Below are 25178 nucleotides of genomic sequence, written 5' to 3' on the forward strand. Positions count from 1 at the left end.
CAAACCAATTGACACTAATAAAACAGCTGCAGGTCGTCATAACAACAGACGTACTGAAGTTACTTTAAAAAAGTAATCGAATAAAACTTTATAAAGTATAAAATAAAAATCGCCTGAAATTAATTTTTTAGGCGATTTTTTTAAAGCCTTTTTTAAAATAAGTTTGCTGAAAATAAAAATTATTGAGATACTTAAACAGCAAACCCTATTTTAAAATAATCGTTTACGTCAATCACCATCATTCCGGCTTCTTCAGCTGCATTCATCCCCAGTATTCCATCTTCAAAAACAACGCAATCTTTAGGATTTACGCCCATTAATTCAGCGCATTTTAAAAAAGTTTCAGGATGTGGTTTGTGTTTTAAAATATCATCTGCAGTAATAACAATCTCAAAATAGTTTTGCATTTTAATGATTTCCAAAGTTTTTTTCGCGCCTTTTTTAGTGCTTCCGGTTCCGATGGACATCGGTAAAATAGTGTGATATTTCCTAATAACATCTGTAACCACCTCTATTTCCTCAGTTAAATTTACCAAGGTTTTAAAATGGGCTTCTTTTACTTTTCCAACGGCAACAGCATTCATTTTGGTCCCGAACATTTCATTTAGTTTTTCAATTGTTGCCGTTCTCGGCATTCCTGTCAATTGCATAAACAAAGCTGCATCAAAGTTTATTCCGTAAGGCGAAACTGCCTTTCTCCATGACATAAAATGATTTGGCATGGTGTTGGCGATGGTGCCGTCTAAATCAAAAATAAGTGCTTTTGCCTGTTGGGGTATTTTAATCATAAGTTGTTTTAAGGTGTAAAAATACAGCTTTTAGCAAAATTTGACAGTTTTGTTTTAAGATTTAAAATTATTTTAACGTTACGCCAATCCCTTTAAATAGCTTCGTACAATTTCCCTGGCAATGGTTTTACCATCCCTTTCATTTCTAAATTAAACAACAATGCTGTGGTTTGATGGATAGGCAATTTACAGTTCAGGGAAATTAAATCGATCAATTCTTTTCCGTTTTGAGTCAAAAAATTATAAATTAACTGTTCGTTTTCCGTTAATTCAACAAAAAGTTGTTTTTGAATAGGTTTGGGGCTGCTTTTCTCTAATCGCCAATTCATCATATCAATTAAATCCTTTGCTGATGTTAAAATAGCCGCTTTGTTATTCTTGATTAAATCATTGCAGCCTCTACTGTACAAGTCTGTGCTTCTTCCGGGAACTGCAAAAACATCCCGACTGTAAGAATTCGCAATATCGGCGGTGACTAAAGAGCCTCCCTTTTCGGCAGATTCAATAATGATTGTTGCTTCAGACATCCCAGCAACAATTCTGTTTCGTTTTAAAAAGTTTTCACGCTGAGGCTGGTCATTATGCCAAAAATCGGTTAGAAATCCGCCATTTTTATTGATTTCAGAAATATACTTTTTATGGACTTTTGGATAAATTTCTTCAAATCCGTGCGCCAAAACACCAATTGTTTGCAGTTCGTTTTTAAGGGAAGCTTTGTGGGCACATATATCAACTCCATACGCAAAACCACTTACAATAACGGGATTGAATTCTTTTAAGTCCGCAATAAATTTTTCACAAAAATCCCTTCCATAACCGGTCATTTGACGCGTACCGACAATGCTAATGATTGGTCCTTTGCTTAAATCAATATTTCCTTCATTAAAAAGCAAAATTGGGCCATCAATGCAATGTTTTAATTTTTCCGGATAATTATTATCAGTAAAATAGAGTGTTTTAATATTGTTATTCTGAATGTATTTTAGTTCTTTTTCAGCTTCTTTTAAATTGTCAGGATCGAATAAATGTTGGACAGAAAGAAGACCAAAACCAAAAATGTTTTCAATATTTCTGCGTTTTTCCTTAAACACGTTTTTTGCGCTTCCACAGTGTGCCAGCAACTTTTTTGCATTAATGTCCCCAATACCTTTCACGCGCTGCAACGCCAAAACGTACAATAAATCTTCTTCAAGCATATTTTAACAATTTGAGTGTCAATATATAAAATTATTGTTAATAAAAATTGTGCAAATTCTTAAATTTAAAAGTGGATTTTACTATATTTGTTTCAATGACATTAGCAACCTACATAAGCGATTTATTGTACCGATACGAATGTGTGATTGTACCCAATTTTGGCGGATTTGTAACCAACGAAATTTCGGCAAAAGTGAATCATTTTACACACACTTTTTCCCCGCCATTCAAACAGTTGACCTTTAATTCCCATATACAAAATAATGATGGTTTGCTGGCAAACTATGTCGCTACGGCCGAAAATATTTCCTATTTGGAAGCTATGAAAGCTATTGAAAAAGAGGTGAATTCTTGGAAATTGCTACTGAATTCCGAAATTCTTGAACTGGAAAATATTGGGTCGTTTAAAATAAATAAGGAACAGAAAATAATTTTTCAACCCGTAAATTCACTTAATTATTTAACTTCCTCTTTTGGTTTGGGGACTTATGTTTCGCCGGCCATAAAACGTGCGGTTTATAAAGAAAAAATTAAGCAGTTGGAACCTTTTTCTGCTGAAGAAACAAAACGAAAAACGCCTGCATTTATTAAATATGCAGCAACTGCGGCAATTCTTTTTGCATTGGGTACCGTTAGCTGGAACGAATACCAAAAAATAGAATACAAAAATTTAGTTGCCGAAACCGAACAGCAACAAAAGAAATTGGTAAAAACAATTCAGGAAGCTACCTTTGTGATTTCCAACCCATTGCCTGCAATTACCTTAAACATCAACAAAGAAACTTATAATTACCATATTATAGCAGGCGCTTTTAGGGAACCTGAAAATGCAGAGAAAAAATTGCAGCAATTGCTTGAAAAAGGTTACAATGCTAAAATTTTAGGCGTTAACAAGTGGAACTTAACTGAAGTTGCCTTTGAAAGCTTTACTAACGAAAATGAAGCGATAAACAAATTGCACAACATTCATAAAACTGAGTCTGAAGATGCTTGGCTGTTGGTTAAAGAATTCTAATTTCTACTTTTTTGTAACCTTTCTTTTCATAAAAGAGCAAAACATTTGCTAAAAAATCAATTAACCATGGTAAAAACACCCAAAGAATCTTTAACAATATTAACTGATATTGTTTTGCCCGCAGACACCAATCCCTTGGGTAATTTATTTGGAGGGGAATTATTGGCGCGAATGGACAGGGCCTGCAGTATTTCGGCACGCCGTCATTCACATCAAATAGTTGTTACTGCATCTGTAAATCATGTGGCTTTTAACAATGCTGTACCTGTGGGAAGTGTAGTGACTATTGAAGCAAAAGTTTCGCGTGCTTTTAAATCATCAATGGAAATTTATGTGGATGTTTGGATTGAAGACCGGAAATCTCAGGTACGTTCCAAAGTAAATGAAGGCATTTATACCTTTGTGGCTGTTGATAAAGATGGTAAGCCTATCGCTGTTCCGCATATTAAACCGGAAACCGCCCTCGAGAAAGAACGCTATGAAGGTGCTTTACGAAGAAAACAATTGAGTTTAATCCTTTCAGGAAAAATGAAACCTAGTGATGCCTACGAACTGCGTACATTATTTATTGGGTAAAAGCGATCTGTTATAAGTTCGAGTCACATAAAATCCAACATACCCATAATTTAAAATACCATTACATCTTATAAATCCAGGAAGCCGGATTTTCAGTAGTTACATTTCGCGACAATACAAATCCCAAAATAGTTTTTCCCGTAATTTTATCCGTATAAATGGTGCCAATTTCTTCCTTTGTTTTTACTTTATCGCCGGTATTTACAAATACGCTTTCCAAATTTTTATAGACGGTAATATAATCCCCATGCTGAATTAATATGGCTTTTAAATTACCTCCCATGACTTGAACGGACAATACAGTCCCCTCAAATACAGCACGAGCTTTACTGCCGTTATCTGTAGTGATTCTAACGCCATTGCTTTGTATGGTGGCCGTTTTTACAATAGGGTGCGGTTGTTTTCCGTAATAAGTAGACACGTACCCTTTTTCAACAGGCCAGGGCAATTGCCCTTTGTTCGACGTAAATTTTGATGCCAATTCCTTTGCTTCTGCTGTAAGTGTAAAAGTTGCAGATGTTGTGTTTGAAGTATTTTTATTTGAAGCCGCAATAGCCTCTCTAATTATTCTGTCAATTTGAGCTTCAATTTTTCGCTCTTCTTTTTGAAATTGACGAATTTGCTTTTTATATTTATTCTCCTTGTTCTTTACCTGGCTCAATAAGCCTTCCTGCTCCTTTTTTTCTTTTTGAATAACCGTTTGTTCTTGCAGTTTTATAGTTAACAATTCTTGTTTTCGCTTCTTTTTTGATACTAAAGTCCCTGTTAATTCCTGAATTTCAAATATTTTTTGTTGAATTTCTTCTCCCTGATTTTTTCTGAAACTGGAGTATTGTTTCATATACTGAAAACGTTTATATCCTTGATAAAAATTTTCAGAAGAAAGCAAAAACATAATACGGCTGTTTTGTGACTTGCTTTTATATGATTTATAAATCATTTGGGCATAGTCTTTTTTTAGCGCTTCTAAATATCGTTGATTTTTGTTTATTTCAAGCTGATTTAAGTAAATTTCGTTTCCAAGTTCAGCAGATTCACGAGAAATAACAGCAATTAATTCTTCCCTTTTCCCTATTTTATCATTTAAATCCTTTACATCAATAAGTAAATTATTTTCCGCCCTTTTTGTATTAGACAGCAAGGCATTTATATAAACAATATCTTTTTGAATTTGCGTTCGGCGAGCCTCTAAACCCTCTTGCTTTTTGTTTTGAGACGATATTGATACACTTATAAATAGTGCTGAAACAATAAAAATGTACTTAAATTTAAACTGCATTATTTTAAACTAATTTCTTTGTAACCGTTAGGTATTTCAAACGGAAATGTTAATTCTTCATTAAATTCAACCGACCGATATTCAAGATTTATAGTGGTTAAGTTTTGGTGGTCTGTGGCTTTTATGTTAATGTTTTCAGGAAACTGTTCTCCTTTAATATTTTTATAATTTGCGTAGGAAACCGAAAGCAATTGCTGTTTTTCCGCATTGGTCATTTCTTGTCGGTTAAGTTTAAAATTATCAGGATTCATAAAAAACAGCATACCAAATAGTACGTTTTCTTTTTTTGGCGATAACTGATATAATCTATTGTCTATTTTTGAATCATATTTTTCTTTTCTTAAGTTTAAAACAGCTTGCCCCAATAAGATGTTTTGAACTTTTTCATAATCCAATTCCGTTCCCAGCCATTTACTTAACATTGAAAAGTCACCATCATAATAAGTCCCTTTTAATTTTTCATAATAACTTACTCTGTCTGGCGTAATTTTAACTTTAGCCACAGGAAAACCCAACTTTGTGGCGCTCATCCAAATGGTTTTATCCAATTCTATACGTAGTTTAATATTAATGGAAGTTGACATTTTACTGTCGGAATATTTTGCATTTAAATTGGCATTCACTGTTTTTTGGTTAAAATTGTTGTCGTAGTGATTGCTGATTATTTTTTTTGCGGAAATATTTTCAATAATATCCATATCCGTTACGTTTTTTTTGCTTTTACACGATGTAATTGCAAATAATATCAATATTGCTATTTTAAAATAATGTTTCATCTAAATTTATTTTCTTAACGCAGCGGCTCTTTGTTTGTATTTTAATGCTTCACTTTTATTGCCCAACTTTTCATGGTTTACAGAAAGTTGCTCATAAAATTCGGCTTCCATTGCGCTGTTATCAATAACAAAATCAATGCCAATACTTAAAATGGCGATCGCTTCCTTATATTTTCCCAGTTTATTTAGAGCAAAACTATTCATTTTATACAAATAGGGCTGCTCCGGAAATAACTCCAATGCCTCTTTGCTGTCGGCATAAACCTGTTCAAAAAGTTCGGATGCTGCTTCTTTGGTTAAAATTTCCTGCACTATTTTAAATTCCTTATTTTTCGAATATAATTTTTTTAAGGATTCAATATCCATATTTTCATTGGCATTATCAGACTGTTTTTTAGCGTTTATCGGAAGTGATTTTCTGTTTTCCAAATAACTTTTAAAAGATTTTAATTTTAAAGTTGCCAAGGCGTTTTCTTCCATTTTTGAAATCAATGCTTCAGCCTCCATAAAATTTTGGTTTTGAATGTAAAGAAACACCAATTCCTCAATATTTTTTGGATGAATTTGAAGAATCTTTTTTTGAACATCAATAGCTTTGCTGAAATTTCGCTGTGCTTTTAAAACAACTACTTTATGTTGCAACAAATACCGGTTTTCCGGCTCAAATGCCAGGGCTTTATTGATAAATAATTCCGCTTCAAAATAATTGTTTAATTCTAAATGATTTTTTGAAAATTCAAAAAAAACAGAAACATTTGCAGTATCTATTTTATTGCATAATTCAAGGCTTTCAATAGCTTTTCCATAGTTTTTTATGGCTTTTTGCTTTAACGCTTCAAAAAAATGGGTTTGAAATTTTAAGCTGTTTTCTTCTTCTGTATTTATTATTTGGGCATAGGAAAAACCTGAAATGAATATCATTCCAACAGCAATTATCCGATGCAAATTAACAGTTCTCATAAAGCATCGCAATATACAATTTATTCAAATGAAAAATAAGTCAGACTTGGATTTGAATAAATTCGTTTTTTAATTTTAGATTCCCCCTTTGGGGGTTAGAGGGCTTTTATATTCCTTTTGGAATTGCATCTATTAATTTTTGGGCGTAGGCTGTTTTTGGCGATTCGTAAATGGCATCAGCGTCGCCAATTTCCTCAATTCTGCCGTTGTTCATTACCATCAACTGATCGGCCATATATTTTACCACCGCCAAATCGTGAGAAATAAAAATATAGGTAAAACCAAAATCATCTTTTAATTCATTCAACAAATTCAGTACCTGCGCTTGCACAGAAACATCAAGTGCCGAAACTGATTCGTCGCAAATAATCAACTTCGGATTTAAAACAATGGTTCGTGCAATGCCAATTCGCTGCCGTTGTCCGCCAGAAAATTCATGGGGATAACGGTAAAAATGCTCCGCTTGCAATCCAACGCGTTCCAACAGTTCAAAAACATATTTTTTTCGTTCTTCGGACGAATTTAATATTCCGTGAACTTTCATAGGCTCCACCAATGCTTCACCTACTGGAATTCTCGGATTAAGTGATGAAAACGGATCTTGGAAAATAATCTGTACTTCTTTTCTGAAATTTTTCAATTCCATTTTTGAAAGATTGGTAACATCCTTTTGTTTGTAAAAGACTTGTCCTTTTGTGGCTTTTTCCAGATGCAAAATGGTGCGCCCTAAAGTTGTTTTACCACAACCAGATTCTCCAACCAAACCTAAAGTTTCTCCTTCAAAAAGTTGAAATGACACATTATTAACGGCTTTTAGGGGCGTTGCTTTCCCAAAAAAGTTTGACTTTTCTGTGTTGAAATAAGTAGCTACATTTTTAACCTCCAACAATGGTTTTGTGCTATAGATTTTCGCATGAAAATTATCGCGCTGTTCTTTTGTATACACTTCATTATCGATCTTGTTCTCTATAAAATCTTTTATGGTAGGTAACTTTTTTAAGCGCTCTTTTAAGTTGGGTTTGGAATTTATAAGCGCTTTGGTATAGTTGTGAACCGGATGTTTAAAAACCTGATTAACATTTCCCTGCTCCACAATTTCTCCTTGATACATCACCAAAATGGTATCCGCTATTTCTGAAACCAGGGCCAAATCATGGGTAATAAAAATAATGCTCATTTCAGTTTCCTGCTGAATCGCTTTCAACAGTTCAATAATTTCTTTTTGAATGGTGACATCAAGTGCTGTGGTGGGTTCGTCGGCAATTAAGATTTGCGGTTTGCATGCAATGGCCATCGCAATCATGACCCGCTGTTTTTGTCCACCCGAAAGCTGATGCGGGTATTGGTTATACATCGTTTCAGTCCTTGGCAATTTCACTTTATGAAAAAGTTCAATAACCTGATTTTTAGCGGCTTTTTTTGATAGTTCTTTGTGCTGCAATAAAATTTCCTGAACCTGATAACCACAAGTTAAACTTGGATTTAAAGAACTCATAGGTTCTTGAAAAATCATGGAAATTTTGTTTCCCCTTATTTTTTGAAAATCTTTTTCTGAAGTGTTTTGTAAATTGGTGTTATCAAATAAAATAGTGCCGTTTATGGCAGTGTTTTTTGGAAGCAATCCTAAAACAGCTAATGCGGTAACCGATTTTCCGCTACCAGATTCGCCAACAATTCCCAAAATTTGTTGTTGGTTCAATTCAAATGAAACCTCATTTACCACCTTATTTAGATCATTGTCAGTGCTAAATGAAACAGATAAATTTTTTACTTTTAAAATAGATTCCATATGGTTAACATTGTTGTTTCCGCAAAACGGGAAACGTGTTTCTTTGGGTTACGAATATAGCCAAATTTGAACAAATTTAGGACGTCACTTTATTTTTAGCGGCTAATTTTACCAATCCCACTGCCGAAACTAGCGCCCAACAGCCTTCCAAAATAACAAATGGTATATAATTTAATAGTACGGATGCGAAACAGGCAATACCGGCACCCAGAAAATTTAACAACAAATAGGGTAAACTGTCGGATTTAATCTTGTCATTTAAATTCAGAAAAAACGCCAATAAAAGCAAGGTTACGCCAATAAATCCGGTCCAGTCTATATAGTTCATGCTTGTTTTATTTAAAGAAATGTTCTTTTGTGTTTTGTTCCAAAGCTATCGTTTGAATGTTTGTTTAATGAACAACGCATTGCAAACGTAAAATTAGGTTATTTTAATTTATCCTAATTCAATTTGCGTTAGGGATGGAGCCCTTTGGCTACGCTCAGGGTAAACTAATTCTTTGCTTAAATAGCGAGTAGCGACAGCCAAAATCTGAGGGGAACGCCCAAAAATTTCAAGTAGCTGTTCCTAAAATTGTTTCTCGGCTTTTATTGCGTACTTTTGCAAAAATTTGAAATATGAATTATTTATCCGTTGAAAATATATCGAAGTCGTTTGGTGAAGTGGCGCTTTTTAGCAATGTTTCATTCGGCATAAATAAAGATCAAAAAATTGCATTTATCGCCAAAAACGGCACCGGAAAAACCACCATATTAAATATTATTGCGGGACTTGAAAGTCCGGACAGCGGGCAAGTGGTATCGCGCAAGGACATAAAGATTGAGTATTTATCGCAGGAAGATAATTTAGACGATCATTTAACGGTTGAGGAAACCATTTTTAATTCGGATAACGAGACATTAAAAGCGATTGAGGAATATGAAAAAGCCATAAATAATCCCAATGATGAGGATGCTTACCAAGTGGCTTTTGAAAAAATGGAAAGGCTCAACGCGTGGGATTTTGAAACCCAGTACAAACAAATTTTATCCAAATTAAAATTAGACGATTTAACGCAAAAAGTGTCGTCCCTTTCGGGAGGACAGCGCAAAAGATTGTCTTTGGCAGTGATTCTTATCCACAAATCTGATATGTTAATCCTGGATGAGCCCACAAACCATTTGGATTTAGAAATGATTGAATGGCTTGAAGACTATTTTAAGAAAGAGAAAATCACCCTTTTAATGGTGACGCACGATAGGTATTTTTTAGAGCGTGTGTGCAATGAAATCATAGAATTAGATCAAGGCAATTTATATACTTACAAAGGAAATTACTCTTACTTTTTAGAGAAAAAAGAAGAGCGATTGGCGATAGAACAAGCGAGTGTGGACAAAGCCAAAAACCTGTTTGTTAAAGAGTTGGAATGGATGCGCCGCCAGCCAAAAGCACGCACCACAAAATCTAAATCAAGAATTGACGATTTTTTCATCATAAAAGAAGAAGCGCATAAACGAAGAGACAACCATAAAGTGCAGCTGGAAATTGATATGGAGCGTTTGGGTTCTAAAATTGCAGAATTTCATCATGTTTCAAAATCGTTTGGAGATTTGAAAATTTTGAACAAGTTTGATTATGTTTTCAAAAGAAACGAGCGCATTGGAATTATAGGAAAAAACGGCACCGGAAAATCATCATTCATAAAAATGCTCACAGGCCAAATACCTGTTGATTCTGGCAAAGTGGTGATTGGAGAAACCATAAAATTCGGACATTACTCCCAAGATGGCATTGTGGTAAAACCCGGCCAAAAAGTGATTGAAGTGATTAAGGAATTTGGGGAATATATTCCGCTGACCAAAGGACGTAAAATTTCGGCCGCACAATTGTTGGAGCGATTTATGTTCAGCAGATCAAGACAGTATGATTTTGTGGAGAAATTAAGCGGTGGCGAACGAAAACGCTTGTATTTGTGTACCGTTTTAATTCAAAATCCGAACTTTTTAATATTAGATGAGCCTACTAACGATTTGGATATTGTGACATTGAACGTGCTGGAAAACTTTTTGCTTGATTTCCCCGGATGTTTAATTGTTGTTTCTCACGACAGGTATTTTATGGACAAAATTGTGGACCATCTTTTTGTATTTCAAGGCGATGGCGTTATTGTAGATTTCCCAGGAAATTATACCGATTACAAAGTGTATGAAGATTCAAAACCTGCGGAAGAAAATACTTCAACAAAAAATACTGATACAAGAAGCAAACCAGCAAACAAAACAAAATTATCCTTTAAAGAAAAAAAGGAATTCAACAATATTGAAGGTGAAATTGAAGCTTTAACAATTCAAAAAAGCAACATTGAAGCCAAATTTTTGGAAGCGGCACTTTCTGTGGAAGAAATTAATGAGCTGTCTTTAAAACTTCAGGAAATCAACAAGAAAATTGATCAAAAAGAAGGGCGTTGGTTTGAGCTTTCATCGATGCTGGAAGAATAAAGCCCCCTAACCCCCAAAGGGGAAATTGATAATTTATAAAATTATACTTTTTCTAAAATACCAACAATCCAAAATACCACAAAAACTTAAACACAAAGACGCAAAAAGTTTACGCAAAGCGCGCTAAGCAATAAAGCCCTCTAGCCCCCAAAGGGGGAATTGATAATTTATAAAATTATACTTTTTCTAAAATACCAACAATCCAAAATACCACAAAAACTTAAACGCAAAGACGCAAAAGGTTTACGCAAAGCACGCTAAGCAATAAAGCCCTCTAGCCCCCAAAGGGGGAATTGATAATTTAAAAATTATACTTTTTCTAAAATACCAACAATCCAAAATACCACAAAAAAGCTTACACATGAACAATGTTCAACTCATCGATTAACGGTTCATTGTTAAATCGCAAGAGTAATTGGGCAACGGCGATGGTGTCTTTTTCGCAATAGATTGCAATGCGCGCCACATCTTTTTCTTTATAATACACACCGCAAACTTCGCTACCGCTTATGTCATCTTTTGGCGAAGGAATGTTTAAAATTAACGTGAGTAGTTTTAAGGAAGTGTAATGTTTATAATCTCCAAATTTCCACATTTCCAACGTATCTAAATGTGCTATTTCCCAAGGTTTTTTTCCGAATAAATTCAATTTTTCTGGCAAGGTTATTTGGTTAACAATCATGCGCCTGGCGATGTAAGGAAAATCAAATTCTTTGCCGTTGTGCGCACATAAAACGTGCTCTGGTTTGTTAAAATGACTTTCCAGCAACTTTTTAAACCCTTTTAAAATAACCACTTCATCATCACCAAAAAAAGAGGTAACGCGAAACATTCTGTCTTTTGAATTAAAATTGATAAAATACCCGACTGAAATACAGACTATTTTACCAAATTCGGCCCAAATTCCCGCACGCTCATAAAATTCAGCTGAAGTCACTTCGTCTTTGCGCTGGTACGCTGTTTTTTGGGAGAAAAGTTCTTGTTTTTCTTCAGACAGTTCTGAAAAATTTTCAACTTCAGGTACGGTTTCAATATCTAAAAACAGGATGTTTTCAAAATTCAACTTTGTATTCATGGCTTTTTTTTAAAGATAAATGTACTAAAAATTAAGCTATTGTAAGGTTTATGTTATCTTAATGTTATAATTTTAAAAACTGGACATGTTTTGCATCGTGAGAAAATATTATGACTACTTTTGACTGCTTTTATGATTTAAAATAGCACCAAATATGAAAAATTCAGATATTAGAATACTTTTGGTTGATGATGAACCGGATATTTTAGAAATTGTTGGATATAACCTAAAAAATGAAGGCTATAAAATTTATACTGCCAAAAACGGGTTTGAGGCCATTGAAAAAGCAAAAGAACATATTCCTCATTTAATTATTTTAGATATTATGATGCCTGAAATGGACGGGATTGAAGCCTGTGAAAAAATAAGGGCAACAAAAGGTTTGGAAAATGTGCTGATCACTTTTTTTACCGCACGCAATGAAGATTATTCACAAATGGCTGGTTTTGAAGTTGGTGCAGATGATTATGTCACAAAACCAATTAAACCCAAGGTGCTGATAAGTAAAATAAAAGCACTTTTGAGGAGGGTTGACGATGTAAATACAGAAGCGTCAGAACAAATTACTATTGGCGAATTTATTATTGACCGGGAAGAATATGTGATTATTAAAAATTGCAAAAAAATGTCACTTCCCAGAAAAGAATTTGAACTTTTTGCGTTGTTGGCATCAAAACCGGGAAAAGTATTTAAACGCGATGATATTTTGAATCAGGTTTGGGGAAATGAAGTAGTTGTGGGAGGGAGAACGATCGATGTTCATATTCGGAAATTGCGAGAAAAATTGGGTGATAATCATTTTAAAACCATAAAAGGTGTCGGGTATAAATTTGTGATTGATGAAGATTAAAAAAACATATTCTTTTGCGTTTTGGACCTCAGTTTACATCACTGTTTTCACATCTCTTGCGCTTGTTTTTTTGGCTTATTTTTTTTTAGACATTTCGCTTAATTTTACCTATATATTGCTTAATGTCTCTGTTGTTTTTACTGTTACATTTTTAATTACACAATTCCGCCTGGAAAGATTTATTTTTCAGCGCATCAAAAAAATTTACGACAGTGTTTCTATTTTAGACACCTCCGATTTTAATAAAACACCAATTACCACAGATATTGATACCCTATCAAGAGACGTGCAAACATTTGCAAAAAATAAACAACAACAAATTAAGAATTTAAATTTAAGAGAAGGCTATAGAAGAGAGTTTTTGGGCAATATTTCACACGAATTGAAAACGCCGTTGTTTACTGTCCAAGGCTACTTATTAACCTTGTCTGATGGTGCCATTAATAACAAAAAAATCAGTAAAAAATACCTAAAAAGAGCCAATAAAGGAGTCGAAAGACTCATTGCCATTGTAAAGGATTTGGATTTAATCTCAAAACTGGAATCTGCTGACTTAAATTTAAACAAAGAACCTTTTGATATGGTTGAGTTGATTCAAAATGTATTTGAATTGCTTGAAATGAAGGCAAAAAAAAGAAATATCTCCTTAATTTTCAATAAAAATTACCTGTTCCCAATTATGGCAATCGGAGATGAAGAACGCATTGAACAAGTGCTTATTAATCTTTTGGTTAACTCCATAAAATACGGAAAAATTGTTGGCACCACTACTGTAAGCATCGAATCACTAAATAAAAACAAGGTGCTCGTTAAAGTTTCGGACAATGGGGAAGGCATTGAAGCCAAAAACCTGCCAAGAATTTTTGAACGGTTTTACAGAGTTGATCAGAGCAGATCAAGAGAACAAGGTGGTTCGGGTTTAGGACTTGCCATTGTAAAACACATTATTGAAGCACACGATGAAGCCATTTTTGTGGAGAGCGAATTTAAAAAAGGGTCAACATTTTCATTTACACTCGAAAAGCTTGAACAACTCTAAATCAACTGTTGAAGTCATTTTCTTAAATCCGGAATACTTTTCTAAATGCGCTAATTTGGCTAACGTAAATTCATCCTGTTTTGCATAAGGCACCCTTAATTTTTTCGCTAACATTTTCGCCAAATATTCCTGCTCAAATTGCCCCGGTGTTGGAATAAAAAAAGCCTTTTTCCCCAATACCGCCATATCCATTATTGTTGAATACCCAGATCGTGCAATAACCAAATTGCTTTGGTTTATGGCATCTTCCAAATCCCCAGCCAATAAATAATTAATGATGTTGAAATTATATGGCATCTTAATTTCATCGGTATTATTTAAAATGCCCCTAACCATTAAAATTTTGCCATTAAAATTCCGTAATTCAAGCAGTAATTTATTTTCAAGCAGCGTTCTTTGCGGTTCCACACCGGAAAGCAGTACCAATAAATCATAGGTGGATTCAAGTTTTTTTGTCTTAAACCTGCTTAATATCCCTAAGTATTTCAGGTTGAAATGATGATTTTTCAAATGCCCCAATTCTCCAGAAAAATTAGCAATTCCTTCCACATCGGGCACCCAACATTCATCGAATTTTTTGATGAATTTTTGATGAATTTTTGATGTGATAAAAGTGGTTTTACCCGACAATACTTTTAACTGATGTGTAATATAAACCGAAGGCACTTTTTTGCTGTAAACTCCAAATCGGTTATCAGAAATAATTCCGGCAATATTTTCTTTATCAATAAGCTGAGAAACCATTTTTCTCTCCTTTTTGATGACCGAAAAGATAAAAGGAAGTTGACGCAACAGTTTAAATATCAGGTTTTTTCCGTTTTTGGGGTAGCTAATGTTATAACTAGGTAATTCAATACTTTTTAAAAAAGGAAATTCTTTTTGAAGCAACAGCAAGGCACTGCCATCACTTGCCAAAACCGGTTCAAAATTGGCTTGTAGCAAGGCATTAATGACGGGAATACAACGTGTTGCGTGTCCCAATCCCCAATTTAATGGCGCAACAAGAATTTTTTTTTAGAGGTCAAAACCTATATCTTTTCTGAAATTCATTTGATCAAAACAAATTTTCTCTATGTTTTGATACGATTTTTTAAGCGCCTGTTTAAAATCGGTTCCATAAGAAGTAATCGCCAAAACTCGTCCGCCATTGGTAACCACTTCATTATTTTTATTGGTTGTTCCAGCATGAAAAGCGATGGAACCTTCAATCTTATCCAAACCATAAATTACTTTTCCCTTTTCATAAGCTTCAGGATAGCCACCTGAAACCAGCATCACGGTACAAGCACTTTCATCAACAAATTCAATAGTTTTGGTGTTTAAATCATTTTTTCCGGCAGCGATAAGCAATTCAAGAAAATCACTTTTAATTCTTGGAATAACCACTTCACTTTCCGGATCGCCCATTCGGCAATTGTATTCTATTACTTTTGGCTCGTTACCAACTTTAATGATTCCAAAGAAAATAAATCCTTTGTACGGAATATGGTCTTTTTGCAAACCTTCTACTGTTGGTTTTATAACCTGCTCCTCAATTTTATTCATAAACACCTCATCTGCAAAAGGAACTGGAGAAACCGCGCCCATTCCACCCGTATTTAATCCTTTGTCGCCTTCGCCAATGCGTTTGTAATCTTTTGCGTTCGGAAAATTTACATAACTTTTTCCATCGGTCAACACAAAACAACTCAATTCAATACCGTCTAAAAACTCTTCTATGACCACTTTGCTGCTCGCTGCACCAAATTTTTGGTTCGCCAACATTTCTTTCAATTCATCTTTGGCTTCCTGCAAATCATTTAAAATTAACACCCCTTTTCCTTGTGCCAATCCGTCTGCTTTTAACACATATGGCGGATTCAAAGTTTCCAAAAATTGATAACCTTCTGTTAAATTATTTTTTGTAAAACTTTTATAGGCAGCTGTTGGAATGTTATGACGGTACATAAATTCTTTGGCGAATTCTTTGCTTCCCTCCAATTGGGCTGCATATTTTTGGGGTCCTATTACGGCCACATTTTTTAATTCCGGATTGTTTAAAAAGAAATCGTGGATTCCTTTTACCAAAGGATCTTCCGGACCAACAACCACCAGCTCAATATTGTGCTCCAAAACAATTTGTTTTACCGATTCAAAATCGGTTGGCTGAATGTTAATATTTGTGCCCAATTGATCGGTTCCTTCATTTCCTGGTGCGATAAATAATTGCGCTAACAAATCACTTTGTGCTATTTTCCAAGCCATTGCATGTTCCCGTCCTCCCGAACCTAAAATTAATACATTCATTTTGTCATTTTATTTTGTCATTCTTTAAATTAAAGCAATCAAAAAAGAGCCTCCTTCAAGTTCATGAAAACCTTAAAATATTTGTTCCAATATTTTTTGGGTAATTACATAAGTTGGGCGAACACCTGTTGTTCCCAGTCCGCCTGAAGCCAATGTGCTTCCAGTTTCCAAAGGATTGTCTGATGCATAATAGGCATAACGAACCTTCACTTTTTCAGAAATATTTCCCCTTATTTTTGAAGCGGCCTGTATCGCTTTTTGATAATGTGCTCCTTCCATTTCAAGTCCGGTAACTTTCCATGTTGAATCGTGAAAGAAATTTAAAATGTCTTTGTTTTGAAGCGATGTTCCCAAAACGGTGATCATCGCGCCGGTATACACATCAACACCACAACCTTCAAACATTTTCTTTTTAAGCTGATTTTTAAACGGATAATTATCGGCTGTCCCTTCATAAATATGCGAGGAAGGAATCATAATATCACCTTTTCCGCCTTCTAAAATTCCCGCTTTACCCATAATTGAAACAGACTCCACATTTAAGTGATAATTTTTGCCATTCTCACCATTATACGGTTTTAACAACTCGTCCATCGTTTCATATGCCTGTTCCCCAAAAGCATAATCCATCACAATAAGTACCGGTTTTTCATCGGTAATTAAGGTGTTTTCAAACTTATAATTCGTTTTTCTGAGGTTTATTTTTTCTGTATCAATAATTTGAACATCAATGTAGGTTCCTGAAGTGTCTTTTATATGAACCATCCCATTTTTTAATGCATAATCTTCCACCTGTTTGCGTAAATCTTCATTTTCGGAGTCACTTAACAATTCGAAAAGGGAAATGTTGTCATTGTCTTTTATTTGCTTTGGTAATACAACCGGCGCATAAATGGAATTCATGACGCTGTGCATATTGGCGCTTATAATATGAATTGGCCGTTCCATCAGGTTATTTTCCAATAAAACTTCTTTAATGTTATTTGCCCACATTTCGCCATAAATATGATGTCCTATACGTTCACGCAATACCGGACTAAAAGTAATGGTCCTTTTTAAGTCGTGCACTTTTTCATTGATGGCCAAATATCCCAGCCAAAAAATAATTTGAAAAAACCGGTCCGGATTATTTTTCTCTCCTAAAATGTCATAAACCCGTTGCGTTTCTTCAAAAGTTCGTCCTAAAATGCTTGCCAAATGCGCCAACATTATATCACGTTCATCTCTTGACAGTTTTATATTGTTTAAAACAACCTCTTCCAATTTTTTCCATTCTCTATTGGTTTCACTGCCCTCACTTATCAGCACTTTGTCAGCTATTTTATGGGACTCAATGAATAAAAAAGTTAAATGTGTTAAAACATCGTAGATTTCCGACCTTCCACGTGTCACCTCAATATTCATTTGATCTTTGTCTATGCGGTAACAATTTCTTTTTCGTTTTGGAGGAACAATGGCTTTAAAATGCGATTTTCCGAAACCTTCTTCGGAAGTTAAATTGATAAATTGACATTCTTCAATTCCAATAGGAAGCCTTTCAATCACATAGACTAATCCATTTAACTCCACTTTTTCATCGGCGATGGTGCCGTAAATTTCAGGGCGAAGCAATAATAATGCTTGCCTTAAAGTTTCTCCTGAAATCCCCATAGGCTTGTAAAATCCTCTGGTAAATATGTGACGCATGGAAATGTACAAACGCTCAATAGCGCCTGACGATTCCTGTGCACGCGTTCTTTCTTTTATTTTTGAATTTTTCATTGTTTGGTTTTGATGGGTAAATATACAATTTATCTGTTTGGTCGTATAGTTGCGTAATTATTTAACTGTTTAATTTAAAATTCAAAATTAGCTGATTGCCCAATTGGCTAATTTTTTAATATGCTATTATATTCTTTTGAATTATTCAAAATTGAAACGGCTTTTAAAATCGTATTGTCAAAGATTGCTTTTTGTTGATAAGCACCTTCTGCATAATAATACCTTTTTATAATTTCTTCTGATAATTCATTGATGATCTCCTCCTTATTTTTGTTCAGTTCCTTGAATTTTTCAGCCTGAATATCCGTTAAAAGTTCCGAATAGCCTTTGGATAAATTTTCGTTTAAATTTTCTGTAGCAGCCATTTCCAAAGCTTTTTTAAATTCAGCCTCTGTTTTTGTTTCGAAAGCGGTCTGGTTTTTAGTCAAATAGTCTATAAAAGAAGCATAGTCTGAATTCATCAACTTAAATTTTGAAGGTTCTGAAATCGCTTTGTTTTCATAAAAATACTGGGTTGCATAGTTAAAAAACGCATCTGAATTCAACAGGGTTTCTGTTGTTTTGGTAGTTACCGGCTTTTCAATTTCAACATCTGGTAAAATGCCTCCGCCGCCATAAACGATTCTTCCTTTTTCAGTTTTAAAAGTTTGGGTACTTTCAGAAAATTTGGGAATATTTCCTTTTTCATCCCTGTTGGTATAATCCAATTCCTGAATACAGCGACCGCTTGGCGTGTAATATTTGGAAATCGTAATTTTCATTAGAGTTCCGTAAGAAAGCGGTAAATTGAGCTGTACCAACCCTTTACCAAAAGAACGTTCGCCAATAATAACCGCCCTGTCGTAATCTTGCAGCGAACCCGCTAAAATTTCAGAAGCAGAGGCCGAACGGTTGTTTATTAAAATGGCAATAGGTATTTCTAAATCCATTGGTGCTTGCAATGTTTTGTAAGTGTCGCTCCATTTTTTAATTTTCGCTTTTGTGGTCACCACAATTTTATCTTTCGGAATAAAAAAATTGGCAATGGAAACCGCCTCATTCAGCAATCCGCCAGGATTTCCCCTTACATCAATAATCAGTTTTTTCATTCCTTGTTCTTTAAGGTCTGAAAAAGCTCTTTTCACTTCGGTTGAAGCTTTTTCATTGAAAGTGGTGAAAGAAATATAGCCCACCTCATTAGCGAGCATGGTAAAATACGGAACTGGATTCACTATTATTTTTTCACGATTTACTGCCAGTTCCATTTTTTTATTCTGGCGTTCAATTTGAAGGGTTACTTTGGTGTTTGGAAGTCCGTTTAGCAATGCAGCAACACCTCTTTCATCAAAATCCTTGACTTCAATATCGTTAATTTTTAAAATTTTGTCGCCCGGTTTAAGTCCCGCTTTTTCGGCCGGTGAATTTTTGAGCAGTTCCCGAATGGTTAACATGTTGTTTTTATAACGGGTAACAACGCCAATTCCGCCATATTCACCTGTAGCGGCAATACGGGCATCTATAACCCCCTGCTCGTCGTAATAACGCGTGTAGGGATCTAAACTTTCGAGCATGGAACTGATTGCTTTATTCGACAATTTTGCCGGATTCACCTCATCAATATAATACATGTTCAATTCTTTAAACAAGGTGGTATAAATATCAATTTGTTTGGCTATTTCAAAAAAATCAGATTGAAATGCTGTGGTTACCAAAAGTGCCAACCCCACCAAAACACCTATGGTCCATTTTTTAATTTTGCCCATCTTCTTCAATTTTACTTAAAAATTTAGTGAACACTTTTTTGAAAGTTTCCTCCAAATCGGTATATTTTAATTCATCTTTAGCAGTAAAAATAAACATAAAAATATAGGGTTCCTTTATGTTTTCAGAAATTAAATATTTATTTTTTCGGTACACTTCCCGCATCATTCTTTTAATTCTGTTTCTGTCAACCGCGAGTTTCACCACCCTTTTTGGTACTGAAAACCCGACTTTTACAGGAAATTCCGAAGGATGGTCGATTTGCAGGTAAATAAGTTGTATCGGAAATGATTTCACTCTTTTTCCCTGAGAAAAAAGTTGCTCAATTAATGTGCGGCTTTTTAATTTTTCGTCTTTTCCTAAAGTAAATTTCATCAACACAAATGTAAGGAATAAAAGATTTTGAAAAATCAATTTCCAAAAGACTTTAATTAGTTAAATTTGTGGACAACAAAAAATAAAAATCAATGTCACAAGATTTATTTCAGGCTCCGGATTATTATCAATTGGATGAATTGTTAACTGAAGAGCATATATTAGTTCGAAATGCCGCAAGAGAATGGGTGAAAAGAGAAGTTTCTCCAATTATTGAAGAGTTCGCGCAACAAGCAAAATTTCCGATATCCATTATTTCAGGACTGGCTGAAATCGGCGCATTCGGACCTTATATTCCTGAAGAATATGGCGGTGCGGGCTTAGATCAAATTTCCTATGGATTGATTATGCAAGAAATTGAACGCGGTGATTCGGGAGTTCGTTCAACGGCTTCAGTGCAATCTTCTTTGGTGATGTATCCTATTTGGAAATATGGCAATGAGGCACAACGACAAAAATATTTGCCAAAATTGGCAAGCGGAGAATTTTTGGGCTGTTTTGGATTGACAGAGCCTGATCACGGTTCCAATCCTGGCGGAATGACCACCAATATTAAAGATATGGGTGATTATTATTTGTTAAACGGCGCAAAAATGTGGATCTCAAACGCCCCTTTTGCAGATATCGCTGTGGTTTGGGCTAAAAATGAAGAGGGAAGAATTAAAGGAGTGCTTGTGGAACGAGGTATGGAAGGATTTACAACTCCTGAAACACATAACAAATGGTCGTTGCGTGCTTCTGCAACCGGTGAATTGATTTTTGACAATGTGAAAATTCCTAAAGAAAATATATTGCCTAACAAAGACGGATTGGGTGCACCGCTTGGCTGCTTGGATTCTGCGCGTTATGGAATTGCCTGGGGCGCTATTGGCGCGGCTATGGATTGTTATGATACCGCATTGCGTTACGCCAAACAACGTATTCAGTTTGGAAAACCTATAGCAGGAATGCAACTTCAGCAAAAAAAATTGGCCGAAATGATTACTGAAATTACCAAAGCACAATTGTTGACTTGGCGTTTGGGGGTTTTAAAAAACGAAAACAGAGCAACTACCGCGCAAATTTCAATGGCAAAAAGAAACAATGTTGATATGGCAATTCACATTGCGCGTGAAGCCCGCCAAATACTTGGCGCTATGGGAATTACCGGCGAATATTCTATTATGCGCCATATGATGAATTTAGAAAGTGTAATTACTTATGAAGGAACTCACGATATTCACTTGTTAATTACCGGAATGGATATTACTGGAATTTCTGCTTTTAAATAAAAACTAATCATTTATGAGATTCTAATCTTGTTTCAAAATGACGTAAATAAAAAAGAGGCTTCAAAATTAGAAGCCTCTTTTTTATTTATTCAACACTAATTTTCTTGACTGTCTTACCGTTTTTTGTGTTTATTTGCACAAAATAGATGCCTGTGGCTTTGTTTATTGGCAAAGAAATATCTTGTTTATTAAGGTTGGAGTTCCAACTGTTAACACATTGCCCAATATTGTTGTAGAGGTTTATGCTTATTATTTCAGTATTCATAACATTTTTAATTTGCAGCTCAGAAATATTGTTGTTCATAAATACGTGAACGCCTGTATCCATGAGTTGTTTATTTTGCACCATGGAAACATCTTCTGCTATTAAAGGATTTTTTACGGTGACCAAAATATCTTCATCCATTAATAAAGCATTTTCATCGGCAATCAGTTTAATTTTAAATGTCAGCGCAAATCTATCGGCATATTCTCCCGCATCCAGCATCATTTCAAAAGGTTTTTCAGTAATGTCAAAGGTTTCATTTGTTAATTTATCTTTTATGCCTAATAAGAGATTTTTATTCAAATTTTCAATCATGTCTATTTTTATGCGAACCAAACCGGGTTTACTAATTTTAAGACCTAAAGGCAATTCTTGGTCGTTATTGAAATTGTTAACGCCTTGAATCACAAATTTACTCCCGCTAAAAGTCCAGTACATATCTTCTTTGCCAATATCGGGAATAGGTGCATCATAGCCTAAATCGAAATTGTTTGAGGCATTTTTATCAACGCCCACCAATAACTGACGGTGATACCCGGTTGAAGAATCGAATTGCAACCAAATTTTTGATCTTTTATCAAGATCGGCATTGGTTTTAATAAGAGTTTTTTCTTTTCCCCTTTCCAGACTTACAGATTTAGACTGAACGCCTTTCATAAATATGGAATTCCCTAAGGTTTCAGGCATAAATACGCGCTGACTGTTTTTAAAAACGATATTTCCGCCGTCAATTACAATCCGATCTTTAATTGAATTTGATAAAGTATCCATCACGGCAATCACAAAAAACCCTTGATTTACGGGAATATAGCGTCCGGGTTTTTTGTTTCCATAAGTTCCGTTACTATTTATTCGCTCGTCGTTTGAATATGCTTTGGCACCACCCATTTTAGTATAGGTTGCATAACCGCCCACATATTCTCTTAAATTATGCGAGTTTTTTTGGCCAAAATGATCCCAAAAATATAAGGCGCCGTTAAAAACATTTCCTACTGAATTGCTTCCTCCATCTTTAATATTGTCATCAATAAATTTATCCGCATCCATAGCGGATGGATATGGGTTCCCAATAAGTCGGTCACCGCCTTTTGCAATTGGTAAAGTAAAATCACCATTATACGGTTTTCCTTTAAACACGTAATTTTGTAGATTTGTGATTGTTACAGCGCCCGAAGTTCCTTTCATGGTATATCCTTCTCCCGGAAGTAAAGCCGTATTTTGATTAATAGATTTCCAGGAATTGTAGTTGTTGTCGGCTCCGTTAAAAGTATATAGCCAATAGGTGCTGATTTTTATTGGAGACGTTACTCCTGAATCGGCTGAGGCATAAGGAGCTAAAAATTGAATCGCTCCATTTTTATTTGGATTACTCGCATCCGTACCGTCTTTTAAAACACCAAATAATGTAAAATTATCATTTTTGCTTGGGGTGCCAGTTCCTTTTGTGCTCGAATTACCAATAATTGGTCCAACAGATGACGACCAATAATTGTAATTAAAACTATTTGCAGTTCCTTGTTGATCACGTTCTATATAACCACCGCTGTCTTGGTCCAAAACACAGCCTTCATCTTGAATTAATTGAGATTCACCCGCCAGATCAATAACGCCATCTAATTCCAAATAACGAGTTATTCTGAGACTTTGGCCTGTTCCCGTTCCTGATGAAATATCGGTAGTTCCATCCATCGCTAATTTTCCCGATTCTGAAAACATTCCCAATAAAGTAATGTTTCTGCTTCCTGAAGTAATGTCATGTTTGGTTTCAACAATATTCCAATATATTGGCGTTAAACCATCAATGCCAACCGTATTTGGCAAATTCTGTACAGTTCCATTTAACCAGGTTGCATTGGCATCCCAAGTTCCGTTATCATTAGAAACATAAGGTAATGGTGCGGTTTGTAATTGGTTTGTTGTCATGTTTTTAGCAGAGCCAACTATTTTTATGGCATTACCAGATTCGTCATTTACATTATTATCATTCATTGGATAATAACCCACTAAATTTCTCCAAAATAATGCGCCTGAAATATTTAATGGAATTGTTTTTCCTTTAACCGCCATTCCATTAATTTCTATTTCCTGGTTCATCATTTCACGGATTTGTTGTGTCGTTAAAGCGGTATTCCAAATACGAACTTCATCAATATAGCCTTTAAAATAATTTTTAGGAATCGTTGGCGTGCCGCTGTCATTCATAGCGCCAATAAGGAATTTTTCTGCTCCGTTTGTTGGTGCACCAGAAGGTGTTCCTTTTGAAACTTCAAGTCCGTCAACAAATAATTTTGCCGTTGTACCATCATAAGTTGCAGCAATATGGTGCCATTTGTCAGTTGTTATTACGTAATCTGATGTAATATTTAAAATTGGTAACCCAAAATTATTATACCAAGTTAAATTTGGTTTGCCATTATTTAATGCCAAATGATAACCTCTTTTATTTGATGTTTTTATATCTCCTTTTGAAATAATTGTACCCGAAGTAACCATTGCTTTTTGCAATACCCAAGCTTCCAATGAAAAGGAGCTTGTATAACCATGTTTATCTCCAAAATCCACATAATCATCAATACCGTCAAAATCAATATTGCTTTTTGAAATAGTACCATTAAATGTAAAATCATTTACGCTGAATGTTCCTAGGCCATTTGATGCTCCCCAAGCATAAATTCTAAACTCTATTGGTGTTGAAATATTCTGATAGGTTGGATTTGTTAGGACTATTGTCATGTTTGTCCCTGGATTCTGGGTTGCGGTTGGGGTACCAATGTCAGTACCAAAATTATCGAGACTCGAACGAAAAGCAAAATTTATTGGGCCGGTTGAACTTATCTGCCCAGTATAATTAAAATTTGTTAAATTAATTTGGTATCCCGATTTTGCCGTTAGGATGAGTGTGAAATAATAAGTTGAATCCAATGTTACTGAACTCCATCCTCTGGCATTGTATCGATTATTCGCGTCCTTTGCAAAGATTCCTGCACCGCGACCAATTCCGGAAACAGTGATGTCAGCATCAAATGTTTCTCCGGTTTTATATGGGTTAGAAGTAGAAGGGTCTTCACCGGTGATTGGGTTTGTCCAAATACTTTGTCCAAAGCTCTCAATGGTGAATGCAAAAAAAAGCATTGTACTCATTATAAATAAAAACCCTTTTTTATTTATAGGCACATCTCTTTTCATAAACTTAGCATCTTAGAGCCAGTACTAATAACTGTTTTTATTACTGTAACGCCTTCGGTCTTTGAATTAAAAGCAAAAGAACATAAATGCAAAAAGGGTATCGTATTTTTCATAGTCAATTATTTTAATTTTGTGAATCATAAAAAATCATAAAAAAATTATCCGACTGCATTTTTCATTTAGGGACTAATATTTATGACGTAAAAAGCCATAGAGAAATAACATCATTAAAAAAATGTTGCTTAATTATTTGAATGCAAAAAAATAAAAAATTTAAAAAGACACCTTATTATTAAGGTTTGCGAAGCAAAACAGTTCGTTTTTTTCATAGCGTAGCGTTTATTAGGGAATAAATATATTAAATATTTATTTAACTTATACATTTATAGGTAATTAAATCAAAATCTCCCCAAAAACGGCTGCCATTAAATTTCGTTTGGAAACTTATTTCTGAAGTAAATTTTTTGAGATA

General features: G+C 34.7%; 20 protein-coding genes. 6 read left to right on the top strand and 14 right to left on the bottom strand.

Annotated features, from left to right (window positions below; translation table 11 throughout):
- Positions 1-191: 191 nt before the first annotated feature.
- Both ABY285_RS05090 and dprA read right to left on the bottom strand, forming a co-directional pair.
- On the bottom strand, positions 192-788 hold the full coding sequence (locus ABY285_RS05090; protein ID WP_372767691.1) for an HAD family hydrolase: 597 nt from the start codon (positions 786-788) through the stop codon (positions 192-194).
- Positions 789-880: 92 nt separating this feature from the next.
- Positions 881-1984, bottom strand: coding sequence for a DNA-processing protein DprA (gene dprA, locus ABY285_RS05095; RefSeq protein WP_372767693.1), 1104 nt, complete (start codon positions 1982-1984; stop codon positions 881-883).
- Between the two features lie 95 nt (positions 1985-2079).
- Between dprA and ABY285_RS05100 the strand changes: the two genes are divergently transcribed.
- Both ABY285_RS05100 and ABY285_RS05105 read left to right on the top strand, forming a co-directional pair.
- Positions 2080-3000, top strand: a complete 921-nt coding sequence (locus ABY285_RS05100) for an SPOR domain-containing protein (RefSeq protein ID WP_372767695.1) — start codon at positions 2080-2082, stop codon at positions 2998-3000.
- 66 nt (positions 3001-3066) lie between these two features.
- On the top strand, positions 3067-3576 hold the full coding sequence (locus ABY285_RS05105) for an acyl-CoA thioesterase (protein WP_372767697.1): 510 nt from the start codon (positions 3067-3069) through the stop codon (positions 3574-3576).
- 61 nt (positions 3577-3637) lie between these two features.
- Here ABY285_RS05105 and ABY285_RS05110 read toward each other — a convergent pair whose 3' ends face one another.
- The 5 genes from ABY285_RS05110 to ABY285_RS05130 all read right to left on the bottom strand — a co-directional run bounded on the left by ABY285_RS05110 (position 3638) and on the right by ABY285_RS05130 (position 8708).
- Positions 3638-4855 (bottom strand): murein hydrolase activator EnvC, encoded by a 1218-nt coding sequence (locus ABY285_RS05110; RefSeq protein WP_372767699.1) that lies wholly within the window; start codon positions 4853-4855, stop codon positions 3638-3640.
- The gene (locus ABY285_RS05115; protein ID WP_372767701.1) at positions 4855-5631 is read right to left on the bottom strand and encodes a DUF4292 domain-containing protein; all 777 of its coding nucleotides are present in this window, start codon (positions 5629-5631) and stop codon (positions 4855-4857) included. Before ABY285_RS05115 ends, ABY285_RS05110 begins: the two co-directional genes overlap by 1 nt.
- Before the next feature lie 6 nt (positions 5632-5637).
- The gene (locus ABY285_RS05120) at positions 5638-6591 is read right to left on the bottom strand and encodes a hypothetical protein (RefSeq protein ID WP_372767703.1); all 954 of its coding nucleotides are present in this window, start codon (positions 6589-6591) and stop codon (positions 5638-5640) included.
- Between the two features lie 106 nt (positions 6592-6697).
- Positions 6698-8380 carry an ABC transporter ATP-binding protein gene (locus ABY285_RS05125; protein WP_372767705.1) on the bottom strand — a complete coding sequence of 561 codons (1683 nt, stop codon included), beginning with the start codon at positions 8378-8380 and terminating at the stop codon, positions 6698-6700.
- 76 nt (positions 8381-8456) lie between these two features.
- Entirely contained in the window at positions 8457-8708 is a 252-nt protein-coding gene (locus tag ABY285_RS05130) for a hypothetical protein (protein WP_372767707.1), read from the bottom strand.
- Positions 8709-8998: 290 nt separating this feature from the next.
- On the opposite strand from ABY285_RS05130, the gene ABY285_RS05135 reads away from it, so the two are divergent.
- Positions 8999-10858, top strand: a complete 1860-nt coding sequence (locus tag ABY285_RS05135; protein ID WP_372767709.1) for an ABC-F family ATP-binding cassette domain-containing protein — start codon at positions 8999-9001, stop codon at positions 10856-10858.
- A gap of 355 nt (positions 10859-11213) precedes the next feature.
- Here the strand turns inward: ABY285_RS05135 and ABY285_RS05140 are convergent, their stop codons facing one another.
- Positions 11214-11933 (bottom strand): 3'-5' exonuclease, encoded by a 720-nt coding sequence (locus tag ABY285_RS05140; RefSeq protein WP_372767711.1) that lies wholly within the window; start codon positions 11931-11933, stop codon positions 11214-11216.
- 154 nt (positions 11934-12087) lie between these two features.
- On the opposite strand from ABY285_RS05140, the gene ABY285_RS05145 reads away from it, so the two are divergent.
- The gene (locus ABY285_RS05145; RefSeq protein WP_372767713.1) at positions 12088-12783 is read left to right on the top strand and encodes a response regulator transcription factor; all 696 of its coding nucleotides are present in this window, start codon (positions 12088-12090) and stop codon (positions 12781-12783) included.
- On the top strand, positions 12773-13822 hold the full coding sequence (locus tag ABY285_RS05150; RefSeq protein ID WP_372767715.1) for a sensor histidine kinase: 1050 nt from the start codon (positions 12773-12775) through the stop codon (positions 13820-13822). The genes ABY285_RS05145 and ABY285_RS05150 overlap by 11 nt, the downstream gene beginning before the upstream one ends.
- Here the strand turns inward: ABY285_RS05150 and ABY285_RS05155 are convergent.
- The 5 genes from ABY285_RS05155 to rnpA all read right to left on the bottom strand — a co-directional run bounded on the left by ABY285_RS05155 (position 13790) and on the right by rnpA (position 19984).
- Positions 13790-14803: a glycosyltransferase gene (locus ABY285_RS05155; protein ID WP_372767717.1), complete on the bottom strand. Its 1014-nt coding sequence runs from the start codon at positions 14801-14803 to the stop codon at positions 13790-13792. The two genes, ABY285_RS05150 and ABY285_RS05155, sit on opposite strands and share 33 nt — an antisense overlap.
- A gap of 33 nt (positions 14804-14836) precedes the next feature.
- Entirely contained in the window at positions 14837-16108 is a 1272-nt protein-coding gene (purD, locus tag ABY285_RS05160; protein ID WP_372767719.1) for a phosphoribosylamine--glycine ligase, read from the bottom strand.
- 72 nt (positions 16109-16180) lie between these two features.
- Positions 16181-17869, bottom strand: a complete 1689-nt coding sequence (locus tag ABY285_RS05165; protein WP_372767721.1) for a hypothetical protein — start codon at positions 17867-17869, stop codon at positions 16181-16183.
- A 107-nt stretch (positions 17870-17976) separates the two neighbouring features.
- Positions 17977-19611 (bottom strand): S41 family peptidase, encoded by a 1635-nt coding sequence (locus ABY285_RS05170; RefSeq protein WP_372767723.1) that lies wholly within the window; start codon positions 19609-19611, stop codon positions 17977-17979.
- Entirely contained in the window at positions 19598-19984 is a 387-nt protein-coding gene (rnpA, locus tag ABY285_RS05175) for a ribonuclease P protein component (RefSeq protein WP_372767725.1), read from the bottom strand. The genes ABY285_RS05170 and rnpA overlap by 14 nt, the downstream gene beginning before the upstream one ends.
- A gap of 92 nt (positions 19985-20076) precedes the next feature.
- On the opposite strand from rnpA, the gene ABY285_RS05180 reads away from it, so the two are divergent.
- A complete protein-coding gene (locus tag ABY285_RS05180) occupies positions 20077-21255 on the top strand; it encodes an acyl-CoA dehydrogenase family protein (protein ID WP_372767727.1) in 1179 nt (392 codons plus the stop codon).
- An 85-nt stretch (positions 21256-21340) separates the two neighbouring features.
- Here the strand turns inward: ABY285_RS05180 and ABY285_RS05185 are convergent, their stop codons facing one another.
- Entirely contained in the window at positions 21341-24661 is a 3321-nt protein-coding gene (locus tag ABY285_RS05185; RefSeq protein ID WP_372767729.1) for a LamG-like jellyroll fold domain-containing protein, read from the bottom strand.
- Positions 24662-25178: the final 517 nt, after the last annotated feature.

It is taken from the genome of Lutibacter sp. (assembly GCF_041555395.1).
Lineage (GTDB): Bacteria > Bacteroidota > Bacteroidia > Flavobacteriales > Flavobacteriaceae > Lutibacter.